The sequence below is a fragment of the Ochrobactrum sp. MYb379 genome (genome assembly GCF_037479515.1).
Classification (GTDB): domain Bacteria; phylum Pseudomonadota; class Alphaproteobacteria; order Rhizobiales; family Rhizobiaceae; genus Brucella.
In genome coordinates, this window is the sequence record NZ_JBBGYW010000005.1 from 22,514 (window position 1) to 43,120 (window position 20,607).

The window sequence follows — 20,607 nt, forward strand, 5'->3', positions numbered from 1 at the left end:
CGACAATATATACGGATCAGCATTGCCAAAGCGGGCGGGTGCTTTCATAAGAACGTGCACCATTTTTATAAGCGGATATATCCGCAGCAGTCATGAGAGGAGTTCACCATGAGCATCCGTCGTATCGAAGTCGGACCACGTATGAGCCAGGCCGTTGTTCACGGCAATACCGTTTATCTTGCTGGCCAGGTTGGCGAGCCGGGCGCAAGCGTAACCGATCAGACCAAGGCCGTTCTGGTTGAAGTTGATCGTCTGCTGGCAGCTGCTGGTTCTGACAAGTCGAAGATCCTTCAGGCGATCATCTGGCTTGCAGACATGAAAGACTTTGCTGAAATGAACGCAGTCTGGGATAGCTGGGTCGATAAGGCCAATACACCAGCACGCGCGACCGGTGAAGCAGCACTTGCAACACCTGACTACAAAGTCGAAATCATTATCACTGCTGCAATCTAATATTACGCAGTCGCTGAGTTAAAACCCCGCTCGCGCGGGGTTTTTTTATTGGCGAATGCGTTCTGAATAGCCTTCGCGATCCCCTGCCTGTGCCTTCGCATCAATAGAGGCGCGCTGGCGGGCTTCTTCGATGGTGCTGCCATCGTTCTTTATCCATCCGTGGTCATGGAGATAGCCGGGCAGATAGCCGGACAGCAGAATTCTGTAATCGAAGGGGATGCCCGGATCGAGAAACCGCGCCATTTGGAAGATAATGGTCGTGCAGTTGGTCGTCACCGTGTTGTAGAATTTGGCCTTTTGAGCGAGCTGGTTTCCTTCTTCAACATAAGACAGAAACAGTTCTCGCGCTGCTGCTGGCGGAAGATCGATCTGATAGCGATAGACATCTTCTTTGCGGACATTGGTTCGCAGAAAAATAATGTCGCTTTCTTCGGCTGCGATCATCGCCAGTTCAAATTCACGGAAAAAACCGCCAACTGCCGAGTAGCTTTCGTGATGCTCCTTGCGAATTTCGCCAGAGAACACAACGTGTCGCCCATCTTCAAAGCCAAACGACAGTAGTGTGTGGGCGATAGCCGGACCTGTCCAATAGGACAGATAGAGGTCTACGGACGTTATCTTGTCGATATTATAGGTCTCATCTTTCCAGACTGGTGTGAAGTCGTTCACGGTTCGCCAATCGAAGTCACGCACATTATAGAGCGTAACCTGATTGCCATCTACTTTTCCGGTGACGGTGCGTGCGACTTCTGCCGCCCAGATGCGGTTAAGTGATGGGCGGATCGTTGCCCACCATCCCAGAAAAACCAGTGCAAGCAGGCAGAAAAGAAGACGTTTACGGCGGCAATAAAATTGGCGTTCACCTGCAACGACCCAAAGCGAGATCGCCAGCCACGCAGCAATGATTGAGCCGCGCACAGCATTGCCAAATGGTAGCTGGAACCACATTGCGAAGCTGGACCAGATCGCAAAGAAGATAACGAATAAGACAAAGACGAATTTGGCTGTGAAGCGGACGGGTTTGGATTTCAAGATAGATGACATGGATATCCCGTATTCGCTTGCCGCTTCATTCATCAAATGACGACGCGATACTGGCATGATTTGCATTTCATTGTCATCGCCTATCCAGCGGGAAAGCCGATTTATCTGATAGATTAGAGTTTATTGAAACAAAGCTGCTGCAACTTATTTCCTTAATATTAGCGCGGCCTCTCGTGGGCGCTTTGTTTGTTTGCCTTTTTTAAAATATGGGCGCGCCACGCGCCACAGCAAAAGCATTGTGACAATTCCGGCGTAAATAACCGGTTCGGCAGGCCAGCTTTTGACTGACATCAGAAAGTGAATCGCACCACCGGCAATCGCCACATAGATTAGCTTGTGCAGGGTTATCCAGCGTTTCCCCAGTTTACGGATTGACCAGTTGTTTGATGTGAGCGCCAGAGGCACCAGAAGCACGAGGCTGATCATGCCGATGGTAATGAAAGGTCGTTTCACAATGTCGGCAATGACAGATGAAATATTCAACGCCTGATCCAACACCATATAGACGGTGAAATGCATCAGCACATAATAGAAGGCTAAAAGGCCAAGTGCGCGGCGATAACGCAGCAGACTGACGCCTGTGACGTCTCGGATCGGCGTGACCAATAAGGTCAGAATCAGAAACCGCAGCGCCCATAGGCCAAGCGTATGCTCGAAGCTTTTGATCGGGTCTGCACCGAGCTTATCGGTTGCGGCAAGATAAAAAGTCCAGACAGCGGGAATCAGGCCCACAATATAGAGGCACCAAATTTTCAGATCGTTGATACGCGCTGAGCGGGATTTTGCGACCATGTCAGTAGTTTTTCCGCAAATCCATGCCCGCATAGAGCGAAGCGACTTCATCCCCATAACCATTGAACGGCAAAGTCGGGCGGCGGCTGGCGCTAAAGAAGCTGCCTTCGCCAATTCTGCGTTCGGTTGCCTGCGACCAGCGCGGATGATCAACGTCGGGGTTCACATTGGCATAGAAGCCGTATTCATTGGCGGCTTGTTCTTGCCATGATGTTGGAGGTTGCTTTTCCACGAAGCTGATCTTGGTAATCGATTTGATGCCTTTGAAACCATATTTCCATGGCACGACAAGGCGGATAGGTGCGCCATTCGCGTTTGGTAATGTCTCACCATAAAGCCCGACTGACAGAAGTGTTAGCGGATGCATGGCCTCATCAAGGCGCAAGCCTTCGACATAAGGCCAGTTCAGGGCTTGGAACAATCCCTTCTGGCCGGGCATTTCTTCAGGACGCACAACGCCTGTGAAAGCGATGTATTTGGCAGAGCCGAGCGGTTCGACTTGCGAAAGCAGGCTTGCCAGCGGAAAGCCTATCCATGGAATAACCATCGACCATGCTTCGACGCACCGCATACGATAGATGCGTTCTTCGAGCGGCATTTTGGCAATCAGCTCTTGCATGTCGAATTCTTTTGGCTGTTTGACTAGCCCATCGACTTTCAAGCGCCATGGCAATGGTTTGAATTTTCCTGAATTGGCGGCAGGATCGCTCTTATCGGTGCCGAACTCATAGAAATTATTATAAGTGGTCACCGACTCCTTTGGTGTCAGTTTCTCATCAACCTTATAGGCCGATGCGGCTGCTTTCAGTGGGTCAGCAAAAGCGCCGGAGGCAAAGCCTGTCGCAGCAATCGCACCCGCGCCAATCAGAAATTCACGTCGATGCAGATAAAGGCTTTTAGGCGTCACATCGCCTGAATTGAGGCGGGCAGATGAAAAACGGCCAGGCTTGAAGCTGCTCATATCGAAATTTTCTCCGCCAGAATAATTTTTTATAGTTAGGGCAGTTTTCGCTCTAAACACGTCAAAAGAATGATTTTTTTGCTACCCAATTATGCCTCACGTGATGTTGATAGGCAAAATAAGTGTAACAGTAATGTGACAGATTGTAATTTTCCGTGTTTTCGTCACATTCTTGCTAAATCTCTGTTGTTAAGAGCACCGCGTAAACCGAATTGGCACGGGTCTTAATCGGATCCGGGGGGCTGCCTTAAAACCTTCGTTAACATATAAGTGGCAAGTTGAGCTTATGGTAAAGAAGACGTTTATAGCCGCCATAATGATGGCGCTCGCAGCAACAACAAGCACTGCTTTCGCAGAGGGTGAACTCATGCCTGTTAAGGTCGTGAGCAAGTCGCAGGGCATGGCGTTAAACGGCATCTCCGCCTCTATGAAAGATGAAACTGGCACTCCCCGGCTGGGTGAGGGCGTAACAATGCGTGACAAGAAAATGGATGTTGAAACGACGCCGGAACAGAATTTCTCGCGCAGCAAGCGGTTCATCTATCGTTTTTATAAGCCTGAAAATGCCTCCAATGAAGTGATTGTTCTGTTACATGGTTCGGGCGGTAACGAAGCCAGCCTCGTTCCCATGGCATCAAAAATCTGGCCGCGCGCGACACTTCTGGGTGTCCGTGGACGCGTGATGCAGGATGGTGGCACACGCTGGTATAAGCGCATCACGCCCGTCAAATTTGACCAGAAAGATGTGAAGCTCGAAGCCAATGCGTTTGTGACATTTCTCACACGGCTTGCTGACGAGAAAGATCTTGATTTGCCACATGCGACATTTGTTGGCTATTCGAATGGCGCAAATTTGCTAGCAGCAACCATGATGCTTCACCCGGACTTGGTGAAGCGTGCCGTGCTGATGCGCTCCATGCCGGTTCTGGATAATGTGTCGGTTGCCAATCTTGGCAAGACACGCGTTCTGACGATTACGGGTGAAGAAGACAAGCTGTACTCGCCATTCGCACCGGCTCTCTCGGCGCTGTTGCGTGCCGGTGGCGCGAAGGTTGATGCGCGGACGATTGACGCCAATCATATGCTTGGTGACAAAGATGCCTCCGCTATCAGCCAATGGGTGGCTTCCCTTGGTCCAGACGGTGGACCAACGGTCACGATGAAAGCGAAGTAATAAAAAAGGCCCCGATCGGGGCCTTTTGTTTGACTATGCTGATCAGGTGGTTGTCATATCGATGACGCCACAGTCGCCCGTTTCAGAGCCGAATGCGAGACGTGTGCCTTGATCATCCCAGCCCATGCTGGTGATTGCACTCTTCCCGGGGCGGCGCAGAAGAACTTCCTTCTGATCTTCAAAGCGTACCAGAAGCACCATGCCGTCATTATAACCAATGGCGGTGATATCTTCGACTGGGTGGCAGGCGACGGATGTCACCATGCTGTCGCCACGAAGCCCCAGTTCCAGCGGTGCCTTGCCCATCGGGCCATCTTTACCAGCAAAGGGCCAGACAATTGCAGCCGGTGCGCCCGAAGTGGCAAGCCATTTGGCCTTTACGCTCCACGACCAATCTTTAACCTTCGCTGGATAGCCGGTCATACGCATGTGCTTGCTGTCTTCCAATCGCCAGCCATGCAGCGCGTTTTCCTGCATCGATGTGATCAGGAAACGGCCATCGGGGGAGAAGATCGCACCGATATGTGCGCCTTTCCATTCAAGCTCCACAGGCTTTGCTTCGGTGCCTGTCCAGATCAGCGTTGCGCCATTATAGCGGGCAATTGCCAGACGTTGGCCTTTCGGCGCGAAAGCAATGCCTTCGACGCTGCGTTCCTGCGGGTATTCCTGCACTTTGCCATTGGATGTACGCACCCATGCCGAGCGGCTTGAAGCGAAAGCAACAGTGCCGCTTGGGCCGCTCGCAATTGCCGTCATCCATTTGCGCGGAACTTTGGCAAGCTCCGTTACCGTACCATCGGAGGAGGTTTGGCAGACGCGGCCATCTTCGCCGCCGGTGAGCAGTGATTTGCCGTCAAAGGACAGTGTTGCACTGAGTAGTCCGTCATGCGCCGTGCTGTTCTGGTGGCCATTGTCCAGCCGATGGATCGTTCCATCGGCCAGAGCAAAGAAGGGAACGCCGTTTATAAAACGGGCGTAAAGGCAATGACCGTCAAGGTCGAGTGGGGCAACTGTAGGCATCAGTGTCCAATTTTACTTTGCTAATCTTACTAGGCTTGGCAGTTCTCAAAGCCAGCTTTGAGTTCAGCCGCATCCAGCTCACGTCCGATGAAGACCAGACGGCTTTCATGCTTTTCTTCTGGTTTCCATGCGCGCTGATGATCACCTTCGATGATCATGTGCACGCCCTGAACCACGTAACGGTCCGGGTCGTCCTTAAATGCAATGATACCTTTAAGACGCAGAATATTCGGGCCCTGTGTCTGGGTGATATTCTGAATCCATGGGAAGAACTTTGCCGGGTCAACTTCACCCAAACGAAGCGAAACCGAAGTTACAGTCACATCGTGGATCGGCGATGCATGGTCATGATGATGGTGATCGTGTTTGTGATCATGGCCGTGGTCATGCCCATGATCATGATTACAGTCCGGGCCGCAGGTATGGTCATGATCGTGGTGGTGATGATGATCGTGCCCATGATGATGATCGTGCCCATGATGATGGTGATGATCATGTCCATGGTCGTGATCACAATCAGGGCCACAAACGTGATCGGGGTGATCATGATCAAGGAAGTGCGGATCGTTTTCGAGCGCGCGCTTCAAGTCAAAGGCGCCGCGATCAAGTACGCGATCAAGCGGAATGGCTGAGCGTTCAGTGCGATGCATGACTGCATGTGGATTGATCGCGCGGACAGTGGCTTCAACAGCTGCCAGTTCTTCCGGTGTAACAAGATCGGTCTTGTTGATCAGTACCACGTCAGCAAATGCGATTTGGTCTTCGGCTTCGCGGCTGTCTTTCAGGCGCAGCGGAAGGTGCTTGGCATCGACAAGGGCAACAACGGCATCAAGTACCGTCTTTGCGCGCACATCGTCATCCATGAAGAAAGTCTGCGCAACCGGAACTGGATCGGCAAGGCCGGTGGTTTCGACGATAATCGCATCAAAACGGCCCGGGCGGCGCATCAGGCCCTGCACAACGCGAATCAAATCGCCGCGCACGGTGCAGCAAATGCAGCCATTGTTCATTTCGTAGATTTCTTCGTCCGACTCGACGATCAGATCGTTATCTATGCCGATCTCACCAAATTCGTTGACGATAACCGCATAACGCTTGCCGTGATTTTCGGTAAGAATGCGGTTGAGAAGCGTGGTTTTACCCGAGCCCAGATATCCGGTCAGAACGGTAACGGGAATGCGGGCTGCTTCTGTGGTCAACTTGTCCTCAGTTTGGGCTTCAGCCTGGCTCATTGTTCATGCCTCTTGCGTTGCTGCCTTTTGATGGTCGCGCAGATGCGCTCCTGTAAGGCTTCAGATCGGGTATTTCATATAAGGGAAGGTATCCGGGAATGCTATATGCAACGCTATATTATAACATCCACTCCAATCACGTTCTTGCCAACACTTCCGGCGTAAAGCGTGCAAGTTCAAACTGATCCACATCTTGCAGAAGTTCAATGAAGCCCGCAACAGCATGGGCTAGGATTTTTTCGCCAGCTTCGGCGGTCGCGGCGCTGGCGTTACCGGCAACGCCTTGCGAGTTGAGATCGTGCATTTTCCAGCCAAAAGCATGCGGGCCATAGGCGCGCAAATGTTTGAACTCTTTTACGAAGTCAGATTGTTTGCTTGGGAAATTTTGAGCCTTTGACATATCGACCAGATCAGGCCGTAGTGCCAGCATCACTGATGTTTCAATGAAGCCGCCATGAATATCGAGCGCTTTATCTTCTGGCGTAATTAGTCCTTCGGGCAGTCCGAAGCGTGTCCAGCTTGTCGCCACAGCCAGCATATCGAGGCGGGTGCGCAGCTCTGTTGCAACAATGGTCATCAGTGGTGAATTGCCGCCATGTGCATTGAGCATCACGAGCTTACGGATGCCGCCTGCATGGAGATTTTCGCCCATACCGATCCATTGATTGACGGCTTCCGAAAAAGCAAGGCTTTGCGTGCCTTCTACATCCATATGTTCAATGGAGTAGCCAACTGGCTGGGCTGGCAGGAAATTGACGTTCAAGTTAGAAGGCAGTGCTTCGTTGACACGCGCGACAATGCCTTCAGCAATGATTGTATCCGTTTCAAAGGGCAGGTGAGGGCCATGCTGTTCGTGAGCGCCAAGTGGCAGGACGACAATCATGTCGCTGTTCTGGTCGCGCAGGTCGGTCATGTTTTTCTCCGTGCTGAATATTCTTAAACTATCGGGCATGAGCCTAATGTTGATCGATTAAAACAGCAACCATTGGTCAGATTCCGACATTTGCGTTTCGCATGTGCCAAAGACGTGCAATGTTAGCCGCGAAATTTTATTTGCTGCGGCAAAGTTACTTTGCAGCCGCAATATTTACCTTAACATGTTGCAGGTGCTTGCGGCTTCATATGTCAGACAATATCTTACTATAGATTGCACTTTATTAGTCGGATGACCAAGGGTGAGGTGGCGATGAGCAAGGACAACAAGGCAGTGATGCTCTACCGGATGCAATCGGTAGCACGGCTCACACGGACAGTGCTTGCCACACGTCTTCTCGAATTGGGGCTTTATGCCGGTCAGGATGCAGTGATGCTGCAACTGGCCGCTGAAGATGGTCTGCCGCCGGGTGTTCTGGCGCAACGGCTTGGCGTGCGTCCGCCGACCATTACAAAAACCATCACACGACTGCAAAGCCAGGGTTTTGTCGTCAAGCGCGCGTCAGAGACCGATCAGCGACAGTCGCATGTGTTTCTTACGCCGCAGGGTATTGAGGCGATTAAGATCATTGAGAAGTCCATTCGCAAGACCGAAAAAGACATGCTCAAAGGTCTTGATAAGAAAGAGCGCAAAGCGTTTCTCAAGATGCTTGGCCGTATGGAAAACAACCTGCAAGCACGTGGTTCTGTGCGCCTGTCCGAGGAGTTGGACAAGGAAGTTGTTGATGAGGACGATGTGGAATGAGTGTAAGGCTATAAAGCCGCGCTGAAAAAACTTTCAATTCATTGATTGCAATGGCATAACCAATTGAAATGGGATGGCCGCTTCTCTCTTTGAAATGATCTGAAGCGATTCCCGTTGTGATTGATGCAAGATCATTTCGGGGAGGCGACTTGGCTCAGAAAATCAAGCTATCGACCATCGCAGATGCGCTTGGTGTTTCGACGGCCACCGTTTCGCTGGCATTGCGCGACAGCCCGCTTGTCGCCGACCAAACCCGTGAGAAAATCAAAGAGCATGCCCGCGCGATTGGTTATATTTATAACCGTCGCGCTGCGAGCCTACGTACTTCGCGTTCCGGCATTGTGGGTGTCGTGGTTCATGACATCATGAACCCGTTCTTTGCCGAAATTCTGCGCTCGATTGAAACCGAACTGGATCGCTCGCGCCAGACCTTCATTTTGTCCAACCATTATGACCAGTTGGAAAAGCAGCGCACCTTTATGGATACGCTTTTGCAGCTTGGCGCAGATGGTGTGATTATGTCGCCAGCCATTGGCACACCGCCGGAAGATATTCAGCTGGCGGAAGACAATGGTCTGCCGGTTGTGCTGATTGCGCGTGATGTGGATGGCGTTCATGCGCCGGTTTTCCGTGGCGACGATGCTTATGGCATTGGCCTTGCCACCAATCATCTGATTTCACTTGGTCACACGCGCATCGCGATGATCGGTGGTACCGACCAAACCTCGACAGGTCGGGATCGTTATCAGGGCTATTTGCAGGCGATGCAGAAGGCCGGACTGGAAGTGAAGCCGGAATGGCGCATTGCTGGACCGCGTACCAAACAGGCCGGCTTTGAAGTTGCGCCACAGTTTTTGGCACTTAAAGATAAGCCCACAGCAGCCGTTTGCTGGAACGATCTTTCTGCCATTGGTTTGATGAATGGTATCGCGCGCGCTGGTCTTGTGCCGGGCGAAGATATTTCCGTGACTGGTTATGACGATCTGGAAGAAGCAGCGATTGCGACGCCTGCATTGACGACTGTCTGGAACGGTCAGCGGGAGGTGGGTCGCCGTGCGGCTCGCGCGCTTCTTGATCAATTAAATGGTGTGGAGGTTTCGCATGATCAGGAACTGATCAAGCCGGAACTACACATTCGGCAATCTACATCCAAACCCAAAAACCTCTGAACTTTTCTTCAATAAGCGAGCCATTTGCCTGGCTCGCTTTATTTTTGCATGAACATAAGGAAGCTGGCATGACCCAACGTGAAGCGACCATTCTGGTGCTCGGTAATTTTAACGAATATGCCGTGCAGCGGCTGTCGGGTGAATTTAAGGTCAAACGCATTCCCAAGGGCGATGCGGCGCTGGTTGAAGCGAGCTGGGCCGGGGATGTCACAGGTATTGCCAGCATGTCGACGGTAAATGCAGGCTTGATTGATGCGCTGCCAAATCTTGAAATTATCGGCAATTTCGGCGTTGGTTATGATGCGGTTGATGCAAAACATGCGGCCACCAAGAGCGTCATGGTCACGAATACGCCTGATGTGCTGAACGATGAAGTGGCTGATACGACCATTGGTCTGCTGATCGATACGGTTCGCGAATTGTCAAAGTCGCAGGAATTTCTGCGTTCTGGCGAGTGGGTCAAGCAGGGCCGCTATCCGCTCTCAAAACTCTCGCTGCGTGGCCGTAAGGTGGGTATTTTCGGCCTCGGCCGTATTGGTAAAGCTGTTGCCTATCGCGTTGAGGCATTTGGCTTGCCGATTTCCTATCACAACCGCCGCAAGTCTGATGATGTTAGCTATGCCTATTATCCAAGCCTGCTTGAACTGGCAAACGCAGTTGATACGCTAATTCTCGTAGCCCCCGGTGGTGCTGAAACTGAAAAAGCGGTCAATGCGGAAGTTTTGAGGGCACTTGGTTCGGAAGGCGTTCTCATCAATATTGGCCGCGGTTCAGTCGTGGATGAAGCGGCACTTGCAGAGGCTTTAAAGAACGGCACGATTGCCGCTGCGGGTCTTGATGTTTTCGCCAATGAACCGAACGTGCCGCAGGCGCTTCTTGATGCGCCAAACACGGTCTTGCTGCCGCATATCGGCTCAGCTTCGGAAAAGACCCGTGAGGGCATGGCCGATCTTGTGATCGACAATCTGATTTCATGGTTCGACAAGGGCGAAGCACTGACGCCCGTGTCGGAAACGGCTAATCTGAAGAAAGCCTGATAATATAGAGCGCCGATCTGATTGGATCAGATCGGCGCTCCAGACTCCTATTTTAACGCGTACCTTATCCGAAAACTGTTTCATACTTTTCGGAATGCGCTTTATGATGTGCGCTGTGCCTTGTGCGCACGCACAGCTTCACCGAAAGCCTCGAAAATCTTGCGTGATGGTGCATCCGTCTGAACCCAATATTCCGGGTGCCACTGAACGCCAACGACAAAGCCCTTTGCATTCTTGACGGAGACGGCTTCAATCGTGCCGTCCTCTGCGGTTGCTTCAACGGCGAGAACTGGGGCAAGCTTGTCGATTGCCTGACGGTGAACCGAGTTGACCTTCACGCTATCGGATTTGAGAATTTCGGCAAGGCATGAGTCGGGTGCGATTTTGATTGGATGCTGGATAGCAAAGCGCTCTTCCTGACTGGCGGCTTCTGGCGCACGGTGATCCATCCGACCTTCGAGCTCCTGAATTTCAGTCGCCAGCGTGCCACCCAGAGCCACGTTTAATTCCTGTATGCCCCGGCAGATAGCCAGAACCGGCACGCCTTTTTCAATTGCGGCACGGATGAGCGGGAGTGATGTTGCATCGCGCGCATTATCATATGGCTCGAAAGCCGCACTTTGCTCGACGCCATAAAGCTCTGGATTGACGTTGGATTTCGAGCCAGTCACCAGCAGGCCATCCACGCCATCTAGAATGGCCTCAATATCCATTTTGTCACCGAAGCTTGGCACGAGAAGCGGGGTGACTTCTGCAACATCAATTGCTGCCGCAAGATATTGTTCAGGAGCCGAGTGCCATACGTAGTTTTCAAACGGCTTTACATCGGTGGGGACGGCGATGAGCGGGCGATTCTTTTGCGACATGGGTGATTGGATTCCAGCGGAGGCTTCTGATTTCGCCATATTTAATGCGCCGAGGAGCGCTGCGCAATCTGCGAATCAATGGGCAATTTGTTGGAGAATGGATCGGACGTGCAAAAAAACGTCAAACCCTACTTAGTGCGTAGGAGTGGTCTAAAAAATCTATCGAGCAATTTTTACGGATTGCATGTGGGGTGTGCTGGTGTGTGTGAAGTTGACTGATACAATCAAGGGTGGTTTTTTCTCATGGAGCGAATGGCGCCCAATAACTGCTCAGTATTTTTCTTCGTCTGAAAGTTTCGCAAAATTAGGGCTTGTAACTAAGGATTCGAGAGATTCTAGCGATAAGCATCGGCGTCGCTAAAAATAAAATGCTTCTTCTGTTAGAATATGCTGACTTTTTTGAATAGTCTGAACAAGCAGAAATAAATCCTCAGAGTTGTATTACTGCTTAAGTGCCTAAGCGCTGTATTTATCTATATGGATAACAGAATACAGCTGCTGATTGTTACGATGACAGCTTGTGGTTTAGTTCTGCGAAAGGTATTTTTAAGTGATTAGTGGCATAGTAGCCCTTATGAAAGGGGTACGATTAAACAGATGTGGCGAAGCCTTCAACCTGATATGCCCACCGATGTGCGGCTATCTTTTTTGCGATCGCTTTATGGCAATCGAACAACGTTATGGTTTGGCTTGCTCGCCCATGTTGTGGCGTGTGTTGTAATTTATGTAAAAACAGCGGACTGGCGTTTTCTCGGTTTTGCTGGTTTTTTTACAATTGTCGCCATCGGTCGCCTTTATGACATGCACAAATTTGACCAGGCAAAGCTTGGCAACCTTTCTCATGAAGATCTGGACAAGTGGGAAGCGCGCTACTTGGTTGGAGCTTCTCTGGTTTGCGCAACACTCGGTATGTTGTGCTTTTTTTCAAGCTATATTTTACGAGACTCCTTCGCAGAGCTTGCCAGCCTGACGATCCTGCTTGCCTCTGTGGTATCAATTGTTGGGCGTAATTATGCTTCGGCGAAAGCTGTGATACTGATGTCAGCATGTACTTTGCTGCCGGTACTTGCGGGCCTTATTCTTGCGGGGACTCCCTTTCACGTTGTGATTGGTTTGCTGCTGATCCCGTATTTTTTATCCAATATTCAGATGGCGAATGGACTGCGCGAGTTTCTGTTTGCGGCAGTCATGGGCAAGAGGCGCTTATCCGTCGTCGCCAGCCGTTTTGATGCTGCTCTTAACAATATGCCGCAAGGCTTGCTTATGTTTGATGCTCAGCAGCGTATCGCTGTTATCAATCATAAAACCAAGGCACTGCTGAAAATTGCGGAGCACACGAAGCTACGGGGACGTAAGCTAGAGGTTTTGCTGCGTTACTGTTTTCGCCAGGGATTATTTCCGCATAACGATCTTAAAAATATCAGTCTGCGTATGCACGACCTTCTAGCAGGTCGTAAGTCGCGCGATATTTTTCAACTTGCTGATAGCCGCTATATTGAGTGCGTTTCAAATCAGACATCAAATGCCGGCGTTGTGCTGATGTTTGAAGATGTGACGCTGCGGGTTGAATCGGAAGTGCGCATTCAGCATATGGCGCGCTTTGACGGATTAACCGGACTTCCTAATCGAAACTATTTTGAAACGATGGTCCGATCGCTGCTGGCACACAAAGATAAAGACACGCTGGCCGCGTTGATCGTTATCGATATCAACCATTTCAAGCATGTAAACGATACGCTCGGACATCACGTTGGAGATATGTTTCTCAGGCTTTTTGCTGATCGCTTAAACTCGCTTGATCCGCAGCGCTATGTCGCGTCCCGCTTCGGTGGCGATGAATTCGTCGTTTTTGTTTTTGACCTGAACAGTGAAGATGAAGTTGATCCGGTGATGGAGCATATTGTTTCCATTACAAGCGGTACTTACGATCTGGAGGGCGATCAGGTTCACATCGAAATCAGCGCGGGTATTGCCACTGAAAGCGTTGAAAAATGTGATATTGCCAGCATGCATATGAACGCTGACCTCGCGCTTTATGAAGCAAAGAGCGAAGAGGGCAGACAGTGGGCGCTGTTTGTTGGTGCGATGGACACCAAATATCGCGGACGTCAGAAGTTAAAAGCTGATCTGAGACAAGCGATTGCGAATGGTGAGATTAAGGTCGTTTATCAGCCGATAGTCAGTGCGCAATCATTGCGCGTGGTTGCTTATGAAGCGCTCGCACGTTGGAATCATGCAGAACTTGGTCCGATCTCTCCTGCTGAGTTTATTCCTCTTGCTGAAGAAATTGGAATTATTTCGCAGATAACGAGTTTTATGCTTGATCAGGCATGTCAGGATTGCATGTTGTGGGGTGATCGCGTTGGGGTTTCAGTCAATCTGTCTGCAATCGATCTGAAAAATAGCGATATTACCCGGGTTATCGCGAATGCCTTGCAAAAATCGAGGCTTCCTGCGCGGCAGTTGGAAGTGGAAGTAACCGAAAGCGCGATTATTGCCGACCGGAACCAGACTTCGCTTGTTTTGCAGCGTCTTAAAAATGCGGGTATTAATATCGCGCTTGATGATTTTGGAACGGGATATTCCAGCCTCAGCTATCTCAACAGCCTGCCTCTGACAAAGGTTAAGGTAGATCGTTCCTTTGTGCAGGACATTACGACGGATCGCCGCTCTCTCATGCTGTTACGCGGCGTGACGCAGCTCTCGCATGAGTTGGGCCTAGCCGTTACCGTAGAAGGTGTGGAAACGGAGGAGCAACTGGCGTTGATCCGTGTTGCTGCCGGTGCCGATCTGGTGCAGGGCTATCTCATGGGCAAACCAATGCCAGCGGATGAAATCCGTTCATCGACTGCGAAGGCTATCGTCCATCACGACACGGGTCGTGTGGCCTAGGGCGGTTCGAGCTTACAAAATATCTTTGCAAACCCTCTGTCCTATTACTTTTTCCAATTTTTTAAAAAATTCTCCCCGCTATATATAGTGACTTTCAGCAACCATAGAAGAATGATGATATAAGAGTGTCATTTTTTGAACACGTCTGAATCTGATAGGTACTCGTTATTCTTTTTATTTATAAGAGTGGGAACATGAGGCGTTATTTTCGATATTTATTATATATGTTGATTCTCATAATTGTTCTGGCCGCTGGCGGAGCTGCGATTTTCTGGAAAAAAATCCACGAATATTGGGCAGTATATCAGTATGCGCAGACGTTTAAGCCCGATGTGATCGACGCTAATTTTCGCAATCTTTATAAGAAGTATAGTTCAGTTCAGGTGGCGCATCCGGCTGATGTAAGTACGTTGCCAGTCATCGATAAGCCTTTGCCTGCAACCTATAATTATAAGGGTGAAGCGCGCGATCTTAATGCGTTCCTCAAGAGGACAGGCACTACTGGTTTTATCGTTCTCAAAGACGGTAACATCATTCATGAGGAGTATGCCCGCGGCAATACTCAAGCCACGCAATCGATTGCGATGTCTCTGTCAAAGTCTTTTGTTTCGTTTTTGATTGGGAATGCCGTTGCTGATGGCAAAATCAAACTCGATGAAACTGTTGATCAATATGCTCCCGTGCTCGCGCAGGGTGGTTATAAAGGCGTTACGGTAAAAAACGTGCTCCAGATGTCATCAGGCATTGGATTTAACGAAAACTATGGTGATTTGAATTCCGATATCGTCAGATACATTATTCAGATATTGACGGGCTCGGTGATTGACTTCACCGCGCATCTTAAAAATGAACGTCCGCAAGGAACAGTCAATCAATATGTCTCGGCGGATACGCAGGTGCTTGGGATGGTTCTCGAAGGTGCCACAGGCGTTCCTCTTCAGAAATATTTTGAAGATCGGCTTTGGTCGAAACTCGGAGCCGAAGCAGATGCCTACTGGCTGACTGATTCAACGGGGGAAGTCGTTGCAGCAGGTGGTTTAAATGCTGTTCTTCGTGATTTTGCGCGTTTCGGTCTGGTTTATATGAACGAGGGGCGGAATTATCGTGGTGAGCAAATTGTGTCAGCCCAGTGGGTGCATGATTCAGTCACCCCGGATGCTCCCCATCTGATGCCGGGTAGATTAACGTCTGACGGAAAAGCTGCTTATGGTTACGGTTATCAGTGGTGGATACCAACCGAGCCACAGGGGGATTTCGTCGGTGTTGGCATTTATGGCCAGTTTATCTATGTCAATCCGCTCAAGCATGTGGTGATTGTGAAAACCTCAGCCTATGCAAATTACAACGTCGATGGCGCTGCGGTGAAGGATGAAACAATCCACATGTTTCAGTCGCTGGCCAACGAGTTGGATTAGTGATCGAATTGCTATTTGGGATGGCCGCTTGTGCGGCCATTTCTCATTTATACAACTGCCGGTTATGCTAGATGAAAGGCTTGATAGGGCCAATGAGAGTTTATGTCATCGACAAGTGATAAAAACTCAATCTTTCACCTTTACACGCTTATAAAGCACCTTATTCTGCGCAGTGATTTGACGGGGTGCGGATGCAATTTGAATGAGTAATGAAGCTGTCTCTGGCGGGCCACCGCCACTATCTAATTTCGCGCGGCAGCTATTGCAGTTTCTGGATCGGGTGGAATATCGTCGCGTTGTTCATGCGGAAGATCTCGAAGAGATTGGACGTCTGCGCTATCGGTCCTATCGAACTGCGAATGTAATGCATGAAGCGGCAGTGCCATCAATTGTCGATGATATTGACCGCGATAGCCACGCTTTCGTGTTTGGCATTCACATCGATGGGCAGCTTGTGAGCACGCTGCGTATTCATCACATCACGCCCGATCATCGTCGCGGCACGAGTTATGCTCTTTTCCCCGATATTCTCGATCCGTTGCTCAATAGCGGTATGAGCTTTGTCGATCCGACACGCTTTGCTGCAGACCCGGAATTGTTGAGCGAATATCCGGCAATCCCCTATGTCACGCTGCGCATCGCGGCGATGGCTTCTGAATATTTTGAAGCAGATCAATGCCTTGCATCGGTGAAACCCGAGCATATGGCGTTTTACAAGCGCATTTTTGGTACGACCGTTATGGCTGAAGCGCGCGAGCACGAAGGCTATGGTATCAGGGTCGGGTTAGGTGCTGCGCCCATTCGCAATATTCGCGACGCCGTTGCCGTGCGTTTCCCATTTTTCAAATCGCAACCGCATGAACGTCGCGCCATGTTTAGCAGCCTTACCAATGGTGTTGGGCCGCTAACAATTATGCCAACTGCTAAATATACTGGGCTGGGTGTCTGATAAGGCATCCATCTCAAATTTATTTATGATAATTTCTTTTTATTATTAAATTCATTTTGAAAGTTTCTTTAAAGAATTAAATCTAGCAATTTATAAAAATAGAAGCTATTTGGATCGCGGAGCCGTTTGATGCGGAACGAGGGATGACGACAGCCACCGAGGAAGCCGTTTCTTTAAATGGCCTTCGACCGTGATGTAGTGCATTGAAGATTGTAGATATTCTGTCTAGACTTCGACAAAATATCTCAATGGGTGGAACTAAAAATGGCAGAACATCATAATACGGCCCCAGCTGAAATTGGCGCGCCAATGGATTATACCGAGCATGATAAAACTTATGCTGGTTTCATGGGCATGTTTAAATGGGGCACCGTAGCGGTTGTCGCACTTCTGGCTGCCATGGCGTTCGGTTTTTTTGCGGGAGGTTTCTTCTCCGCGACCGTTCTGTTTGTTCTGATCTGCGCCGCTGCATGGTTCCTGCTCTAGGGATTTAAAACAGCAATCATCCGCATGATTTGATCGAATGCCTTGGTATGGGTGCAATACGCGCTTTACCGGGGCTTTATGCATGTCGTCTGTTTCAAGATTTTGAGGGCTTCTTCCCGGAAGCTCGAACTTTGCCCGGCTGCGAGGTCGGATCAGAGCGTATCCCGAAAAGTGTGAAGCGGTTTTCGGAAAAGATACGCGAAAAAATTAATACTTGTAGCGCCGGTCCGATGCCAATTAGATCGGTGCGTCTCAAGCCACGAAAGGGAAACCAGTTGGCCCAGACTATATTCATTCCGAAAGAGAGTGATCCCGTTGAGACCCGCGTTGCGGCATCTGCCGAGACGGTGAAGAAATTCATCGCGCTTGGTTTTGATGTCGTGGTGGAAAAAGGTGCAGGCGAAAAATCGCGTATCATCGATACCGAGTTTGCCACTGCTGGTGCACGCATAGGGACTACGGCGGATGCCAAAGCGGCAGACGTTATCCTGAAGGTGCGCCGTCCGAACGATGCGGAACTCAAAGGGTATAGATCGGGGGCAGCGCTTTTCGCGATGCTTGATCCTTATGGTCATGAAGATGCTGTTGCGGCATTGGGCAAAGCTGGCATCTCCGCTTTCACAATGGAATTCATGCCGCGCATTACCCGCGCGCAGGTGATGGATGTTCTCTCATCGCAGGCCAATCTGGCGGGTTATCAGGCAGTGATTGATGCGTCAGAAACCTATGATCGCGCGATGCCAATGATGATGACGGCGGCGGGCACTGTTCCTGCCGCACGTGTGTTTGTCATGGGGGCAGGCGTTGCGGGTCTTCAGGCGATTGCGACCGCACGCCGTTTGGGAGCCGTTGTGACTGCGACCGACGTTCGCCCTGCTGCAAAAGAACAAGTGGCGTCACTTGGCGCAAAGTTCATTGCAGTCGAGGATGAAGAGTTCAAGGCGGCTGAAACTTCCGGTGGCTACGCCAAGGAAATGTCGAAGGAATATCAGGCGAAACAGGCGGCACTCGTTGCTGACCATATTGCCAAGCAGGATATTGTCATCACCACGGCGCTTATTCCGGGTCGTCCGGCTCCGCGTCTTGTGACGAAGGAAATGGTTGCGGCCATGCGTCCGGGTTCGGTGCTGATTGATCTGGCCGTTGAACGCGGCGGCAATGTTGAAGGCGCTGTGGCCGGTGAGGTTGCGGAGGTGAATGGTGTGAAGATCGTCGGGCATCTCAATGTGCCAGGACGTATTGCAGCGACAGCTTCGCAGCTTTATGCGCGCAACCTTTATGCATTCCTCGAAACGCTGGTCGATAAAGAAGCCAAGCTTTTCCGATTTGACCCAGAAGAAGAGCTGGTAAAGGCAACTCTTCTAACTCACGCGGGTAAAGTCGTGCATCCCGCTTTTGCCAAGGCTGAAGTGGAAACTGCACCGGTGGCGGCAGTTGAAAAGGCAGCAAAGCCAAAAGCGGCGCCAAAGGCAAAAGCAGCTGTTATCGAAGGTGAGGCTGAAGAGCCCGTTCGTAAGGCGGTCCGTAAAACTCCCGCTAAGCCTGCAAAAACTTCCGCTGACGGAGGAGAGGCATAATGTCCGATACAGCACTCGAAAAAGCTCTTGAGAGCCTCAATCAGGCGGCAGATGCCGTCAGGCAGGCGGCAGAAAATGCAGGCGGTTATGGCGATGCCGCAGCGCTTGCTGTGCATAGTGCAAGTGGTGGTGTGGTTGATCCGTTTGTCTTCCGCCTTGCGATTTTCGTTCTGTCGATTTTCGTCGGCTATTACGTTGTCTGGCAGGTGACCCCTGCACTGCATACGCCGCTGATGGCCGTTACCAACGCCATTTCATCGGTGATCGTGGTTGGCGCACTTCTCGCGGTTGGCCTTTCGCTTTCTGGTTGGGCTACGGGCTTCGGCTTCATCGCGCTTATCCTAGCAAGTGTGAATATTTTCGGCGGCTTCCTCGTCACCCAGCGCATGCTTGCCATGTACAAGAAAAAAGAAAAGTGAGGGCTGAGCCATCATGAGTGTCAATCTCGCAGCCTTCCTCTACCTGGTCTCCGGCGTCCTGTTCATCATGGCACTACGCGGCCTTTCTCACCCAACCACCAGCCGTCAGGGTAACACCTATGGTATGGTTGGCATGGGTATCGCTATCATCACCACACTGTTGCTGGCACGTCCAAGCTTCGGTGGTTTGGTGCTGATCATTCTTGGTATCGCCATTGGTGGCGGTATTGGTGCAGTTATCGCACGCCGCATTGCCATGACGGCAATGCCGCAGCTTGTGGCAGCGTTTCACTCGCTGATCGGTCTTGCTGCGGTTCTTGTTGCCGCTGCCGCGATTTACTCACCACATTCTTTCGGTATTGGCGAAGTGGGTCAGATCCACGGTCAGGCGCTGATTGAAATGTCGATCGGTGTAGCCATTGGTGCAATCACCTTCACTGGTTCGATTATCGCATTTTTGAAGCTTGATGGCCGCATGTCGGGCAGACCAATCATGCTGCCGGGACGCCATGTTATCAATGCGGGACTTGCTGCTGCAATCGTGATTCTGATTGCCGTTCTAACCAACACCGAAAGCCATTTCGTGTTCTGGCTTATTGTCATTCTGGCGCTGGTGTTTGGTGTGCTGATCATTATCCCGATTGGCGGCGCGGATATGCCGGTTGTCGTGTCGATGCTTAACTCCTATTCGGGTTGGGCTGCAGCAGGCATTGGCTTCACGCTTGGCAATTTGGCGCTGATTATTACCGGTGCGCTGGTTGGCTCGTCCGGTGCGATCCTGTCCTATATCATGTGTAAGGGCATGAACCGCTCGTTCATCTCGGTTATTCTCGGTGGCTTCGGCGGTGACACTTCTGCCGCCGCTAGCGGCGAAGTCGAACAGCGCCCGGTTAAGCAGGGTTCGGCGGACGATGCGGCCTTCATTATGAAGAATGCATCGAAGGTCATCATCGTGCCGGGTTACGGTATGGCGGTGGCACAGGCACAGCACGCGCTGCGTGAAATGGCCGACAAGTTGAAAGCCGAAGGCGTGGAAGTGAAATATGCAATCCACCCTGTTGCCGGTCGTATGCCGGGCCATATGAACGTGCTCTTGGCCGAAGCCAACGTGCCTTATGATGAAGTGTTCGAGCTTGAAGACATCAATTCGGAATTTGCGACGGCTGATGTTGCCTTTGTGATTGGCGCGAATGACGTGACCAATCCGGCAGCGAAGACCGACCCACAATCGCCGATCTTTGGTATGCCGATTCTGGATGTCGACAAGGCGGGTACGGTACTCTTCATCAAGCGCGGCATGGGTTCAGGCTATGCTGGCGTGGAAAACGAGCTGTTCTTCCGTGACAACACCATGATGCTCTTTGCCGACGCGAAGAAGATGGTTGAAAATATCGTTAAGGCTCTCGACCACTAGGCCTTTGAGATTCGGGTTCTGGCGGCCTG

At 50.8% G+C, this 20,607-nt stretch carries 19 protein-coding genes; 12 read left to right on the forward strand and 7 right to left on the reverse strand.

Annotation, left to right across the window (positions count from 1 at the left end; genetic code table 11):
• Positions 1-108: 108 nt before the first annotated feature.
• Entirely contained in the window at positions 109-453 is a 345-nt protein-coding gene (locus WH356_RS12445; protein ID WP_310009588.1) for a RidA family protein, read from the forward strand.
• A gap of 45 nt (positions 454-498) precedes the next feature.
• On the opposite strand, the gene WH356_RS12450 is transcribed toward WH356_RS12445, so the two are convergent.
• The 3 genes from WH356_RS12450 to msrP all read right to left on the reverse strand — a co-directional run bounded on the left by WH356_RS12450 (position 499) and on the right by msrP (position 3,250).
• Positions 499-1,497, reverse strand: coding sequence for an Lnb N-terminal periplasmic domain-containing protein (locus WH356_RS12450; RefSeq protein WP_339511759.1), 999 nt, complete (start codon positions 1,495-1,497; stop codon positions 499-501).
• A gap of 144 nt (positions 1,498-1,641) precedes the next feature.
• Complete coding sequence (msrQ, locus tag WH356_RS12455) at positions 1,642-2,289, reverse strand: protein-methionine-sulfoxide reductase heme-binding subunit MsrQ (protein WP_339511249.1); 648 nt, start codon at positions 2,287-2,289, stop codon at positions 1,642-1,644.
• A gap of 1 nt (position 2,290) precedes the next feature.
• Positions 2,291-3,250 (reverse strand): protein-methionine-sulfoxide reductase catalytic subunit MsrP, encoded by a 960-nt coding sequence (gene msrP, locus WH356_RS12460; RefSeq protein WP_339511251.1) that lies wholly within the window; start codon positions 3,248-3,250, stop codon positions 2,291-2,293.
• Between the two features lie 316 nt (positions 3,251-3,566).
• Here msrP and WH356_RS12465 point away from each other — a divergent pair, with 316 nt between their 5' ends.
• Positions 3,567-4,424, forward strand: a complete 858-nt coding sequence (locus WH356_RS12465; RefSeq protein WP_339511760.1) for an alpha/beta hydrolase — start codon at positions 3,567-3,569, stop codon at positions 4,422-4,424.
• Positions 4,425-4,466: 42 nt separating this feature from the next.
• Here the strand turns inward: WH356_RS12465 and WH356_RS12470 are convergent, their stop codons facing one another.
• From WH356_RS12470 to WH356_RS12480, 3 genes are all read right to left on the reverse strand, one after another.
• Positions 4,467-5,444 (reverse strand): WD40 repeat domain-containing protein, encoded by a 978-nt coding sequence (locus tag WH356_RS12470; RefSeq protein ID WP_339511253.1) that lies wholly within the window; start codon positions 5,442-5,444, stop codon positions 4,467-4,469.
• A 29-nt stretch (positions 5,445-5,473) separates the two neighbouring features.
• A complete protein-coding gene (locus WH356_RS12475) occupies positions 5,474-6,676 on the reverse strand; it encodes a CobW family GTP-binding protein (RefSeq protein WP_339511255.1) in 1,203 nt (400 codons plus the stop codon).
• Between the two features lie 136 nt (positions 6,677-6,812).
• Positions 6,813-7,589, reverse strand: coding sequence for a creatininase family protein (locus tag WH356_RS12480; RefSeq protein WP_339511257.1), 777 nt, complete (start codon positions 7,587-7,589; stop codon positions 6,813-6,815).
• 273 nt (positions 7,590-7,862) lie between these two features.
• Here WH356_RS12480 and WH356_RS12485 point away from each other — a divergent pair, with 273 nt between their 5' ends.
• From WH356_RS12485 to WH356_RS12495, 3 genes are all read left to right on the forward strand, one after another.
• Entirely contained in the window at positions 7,863-8,354 is a 492-nt protein-coding gene (locus WH356_RS12485; protein WP_339511259.1) for a MarR family winged helix-turn-helix transcriptional regulator, read from the forward strand.
• A gap of 149 nt (positions 8,355-8,503) precedes the next feature.
• Positions 8,504-9,523 carry a LacI family DNA-binding transcriptional regulator gene (locus tag WH356_RS12490; protein ID WP_250038635.1) on the forward strand — a complete coding sequence of 340 codons (1,020 nt, stop codon included), beginning with the start codon at positions 8,504-8,506 and terminating at the stop codon, positions 9,521-9,523.
• Positions 9,524-9,591: 68 nt separating this feature from the next.
• Positions 9,592-10,560, forward strand: a complete 969-nt coding sequence (locus WH356_RS12495; protein WP_339511262.1) for a 2-hydroxyacid dehydrogenase — start codon at positions 9,592-9,594, stop codon at positions 10,558-10,560.
• Positions 10,561-10,661: 101 nt separating this feature from the next.
• On the opposite strand, the gene WH356_RS12500 is transcribed toward WH356_RS12495, so the two are convergent.
• Positions 10,662-11,426 carry a gamma-glutamyl-gamma-aminobutyrate hydrolase family protein gene (locus WH356_RS12500; RefSeq protein ID WP_339511264.1) on the reverse strand — a complete coding sequence of 255 codons (765 nt, stop codon included), beginning with the start codon at positions 11,424-11,426 and terminating at the stop codon, positions 10,662-10,664.
• A gap of 597 nt (positions 11,427-12,023) precedes the next feature.
• Here WH356_RS12500 and WH356_RS12505 point away from each other — a divergent pair.
• The 7 genes from WH356_RS12505 to WH356_RS12535 all read left to right on the forward strand — a co-directional run bounded on the left by WH356_RS12505 (position 12,024) and on the right by WH356_RS12535 (position 20,578).
• Positions 12,024-14,318 (forward strand): putative bifunctional diguanylate cyclase/phosphodiesterase, encoded by a 2,295-nt coding sequence (locus WH356_RS12505; protein ID WP_339511266.1) that lies wholly within the window; start codon positions 12,024-12,026, stop codon positions 14,316-14,318.
• A 194-nt stretch (positions 14,319-14,512) separates the two neighbouring features.
• On the forward strand, positions 14,513-15,733 hold the full coding sequence (locus WH356_RS12510) for a serine hydrolase domain-containing protein (RefSeq protein ID WP_339511268.1): 1,221 nt from the start codon (positions 14,513-14,515) through the stop codon (positions 15,731-15,733).
• Between the two features lie 202 nt (positions 15,734-15,935).
• The gene (locus tag WH356_RS12515; RefSeq protein ID WP_339511270.1) at positions 15,936-16,682 is read left to right on the forward strand and encodes an N-acyl amino acid synthase FeeM domain-containing protein; all 747 of its coding nucleotides are present in this window, start codon (positions 15,936-15,938) and stop codon (positions 16,680-16,682) included.
• 264 nt (positions 16,683-16,946) lie between these two features.
• Entirely contained in the window at positions 16,947-17,168 is a 222-nt protein-coding gene (locus WH356_RS12520) for an aa3-type cytochrome c oxidase subunit IV (protein ID WP_339511272.1), read from the forward strand.
• A gap of 275 nt (positions 17,169-17,443) precedes the next feature.
• Positions 17,444-18,745, forward strand: coding sequence for a Re/Si-specific NAD(P)(+) transhydrogenase subunit alpha (locus WH356_RS12525; RefSeq protein ID WP_339511274.1), 1,302 nt, complete (start codon positions 17,444-17,446; stop codon positions 18,743-18,745).
• Positions 18,745-19,164 carry an NAD(P) transhydrogenase subunit alpha gene (locus tag WH356_RS12530; RefSeq protein ID WP_250038642.1) on the forward strand — a complete coding sequence of 140 codons (420 nt, stop codon included), beginning with the start codon at positions 18,745-18,747 and terminating at the stop codon, positions 19,162-19,164. Before WH356_RS12525 ends, WH356_RS12530 begins: the two co-directional genes overlap by 1 nt.
• A 13-nt stretch (positions 19,165-19,177) precedes the next feature.
• The gene (locus tag WH356_RS12535; protein WP_339511277.1) at positions 19,178-20,578 is read left to right on the forward strand and encodes an NAD(P)(+) transhydrogenase (Re/Si-specific) subunit beta; all 1,401 of its coding nucleotides are present in this window, start codon (positions 19,178-19,180) and stop codon (positions 20,576-20,578) included.
• Positions 20,579-20,607: the final 29 nt, after the last annotated feature.

Bases quoted from the DNA above. Each gene is read 5' to 3' on its own strand.
- WH356_RS12510 (WP_339511268.1), top strand. From the start codon at position 14,513: ATGAGGCGTTATTTTCGATATTTATTATATATGTTGATTCTCATAATT.
- WH356_RS12485 (WP_339511259.1), top strand. From the start codon at position 7,863: ATGAGCAAGGACAACAAGGCAGTGATGCTCTACCGGATGCAATCGGTA.
- WH356_RS12535 (WP_339511277.1), top strand. From the start codon at position 19,178: ATGAGTGTCAATCTCGCAGCCTTCCTCTACCTGGTCTCCGGCGTCCTG.
- WH356_RS12470 (WP_339511253.1), bottom strand. From the start codon at position 5,444: ATGCCTACAGTTGCCCCACTCGACCTTGACGGTCATTGCCTTTACGCC.
- WH356_RS12505 (WP_339511266.1), top strand. From the start codon at position 12,024: ATGTGGCGAAGCCTTCAACCTGATATGCCCACCGATGTGCGGCTATCT.
- WH356_RS12530 (WP_250038642.1), top strand. From the start codon at position 18,745: ATGTCCGATACAGCACTCGAAAAAGCTCTTGAGAGCCTCAATCAGGCG.
- WH356_RS12480 (WP_339511257.1), bottom strand. From the start codon at position 7,589: ATGACCGACCTGCGCGACCAGAACAGCGACATGATTGTCGTCCTGCCA.
- msrP (WP_339511251.1), bottom strand. From the start codon at position 3,250: ATGAGCAGCTTCAAGCCTGGCCGTTTTTCATCTGCCCGCCTCAATTCA.
- WH356_RS12515 (WP_339511270.1), top strand. From the start codon at position 15,936: ATGAGTAATGAAGCTGTCTCTGGCGGGCCACCGCCACTATCTAATTTC.
- WH356_RS12450 (WP_339511759.1), bottom strand. From the start codon at position 1,497: ATGTCATCTATCTTGAAATCCAAACCCGTCCGCTTCACAGCCAAATTC.
- WH356_RS12445 (WP_310009588.1), top strand. From the start codon at position 109: ATGAGCATCCGTCGTATCGAAGTCGGACCACGTATGAGCCAGGCCGTT.
- msrQ (WP_339511249.1), bottom strand. From the start codon at position 2,289: ATGGTCGCAAAATCCCGCTCAGCGCGTATCAACGATCTGAAAATTTGG.
- WH356_RS12500 (WP_339511264.1), bottom strand. From the start codon at position 11,426: ATGTCGCAAAAGAATCGCCCGCTCATCGCCGTCCCCACCGATGTAAAG.
- WH356_RS12475 (WP_339511255.1), bottom strand. From the start codon at position 6,676: ATGAGCCAGGCTGAAGCCCAAACTGAGGACAAGTTGACCACAGAAGCA.
- WH356_RS12520 (WP_339511272.1), top strand. From the start codon at position 16,947: ATGGCAGAACATCATAATACGGCCCCAGCTGAAATTGGCGCGCCAATG.
- WH356_RS12495 (WP_339511262.1), top strand. From the start codon at position 9,592: ATGACCCAACGTGAAGCGACCATTCTGGTGCTCGGTAATTTTAACGAA.
- WH356_RS12465 (WP_339511760.1), top strand. From the start codon at position 3,567: ATGATGGCGCTCGCAGCAACAACAAGCACTGCTTTCGCAGAGGGTGAA.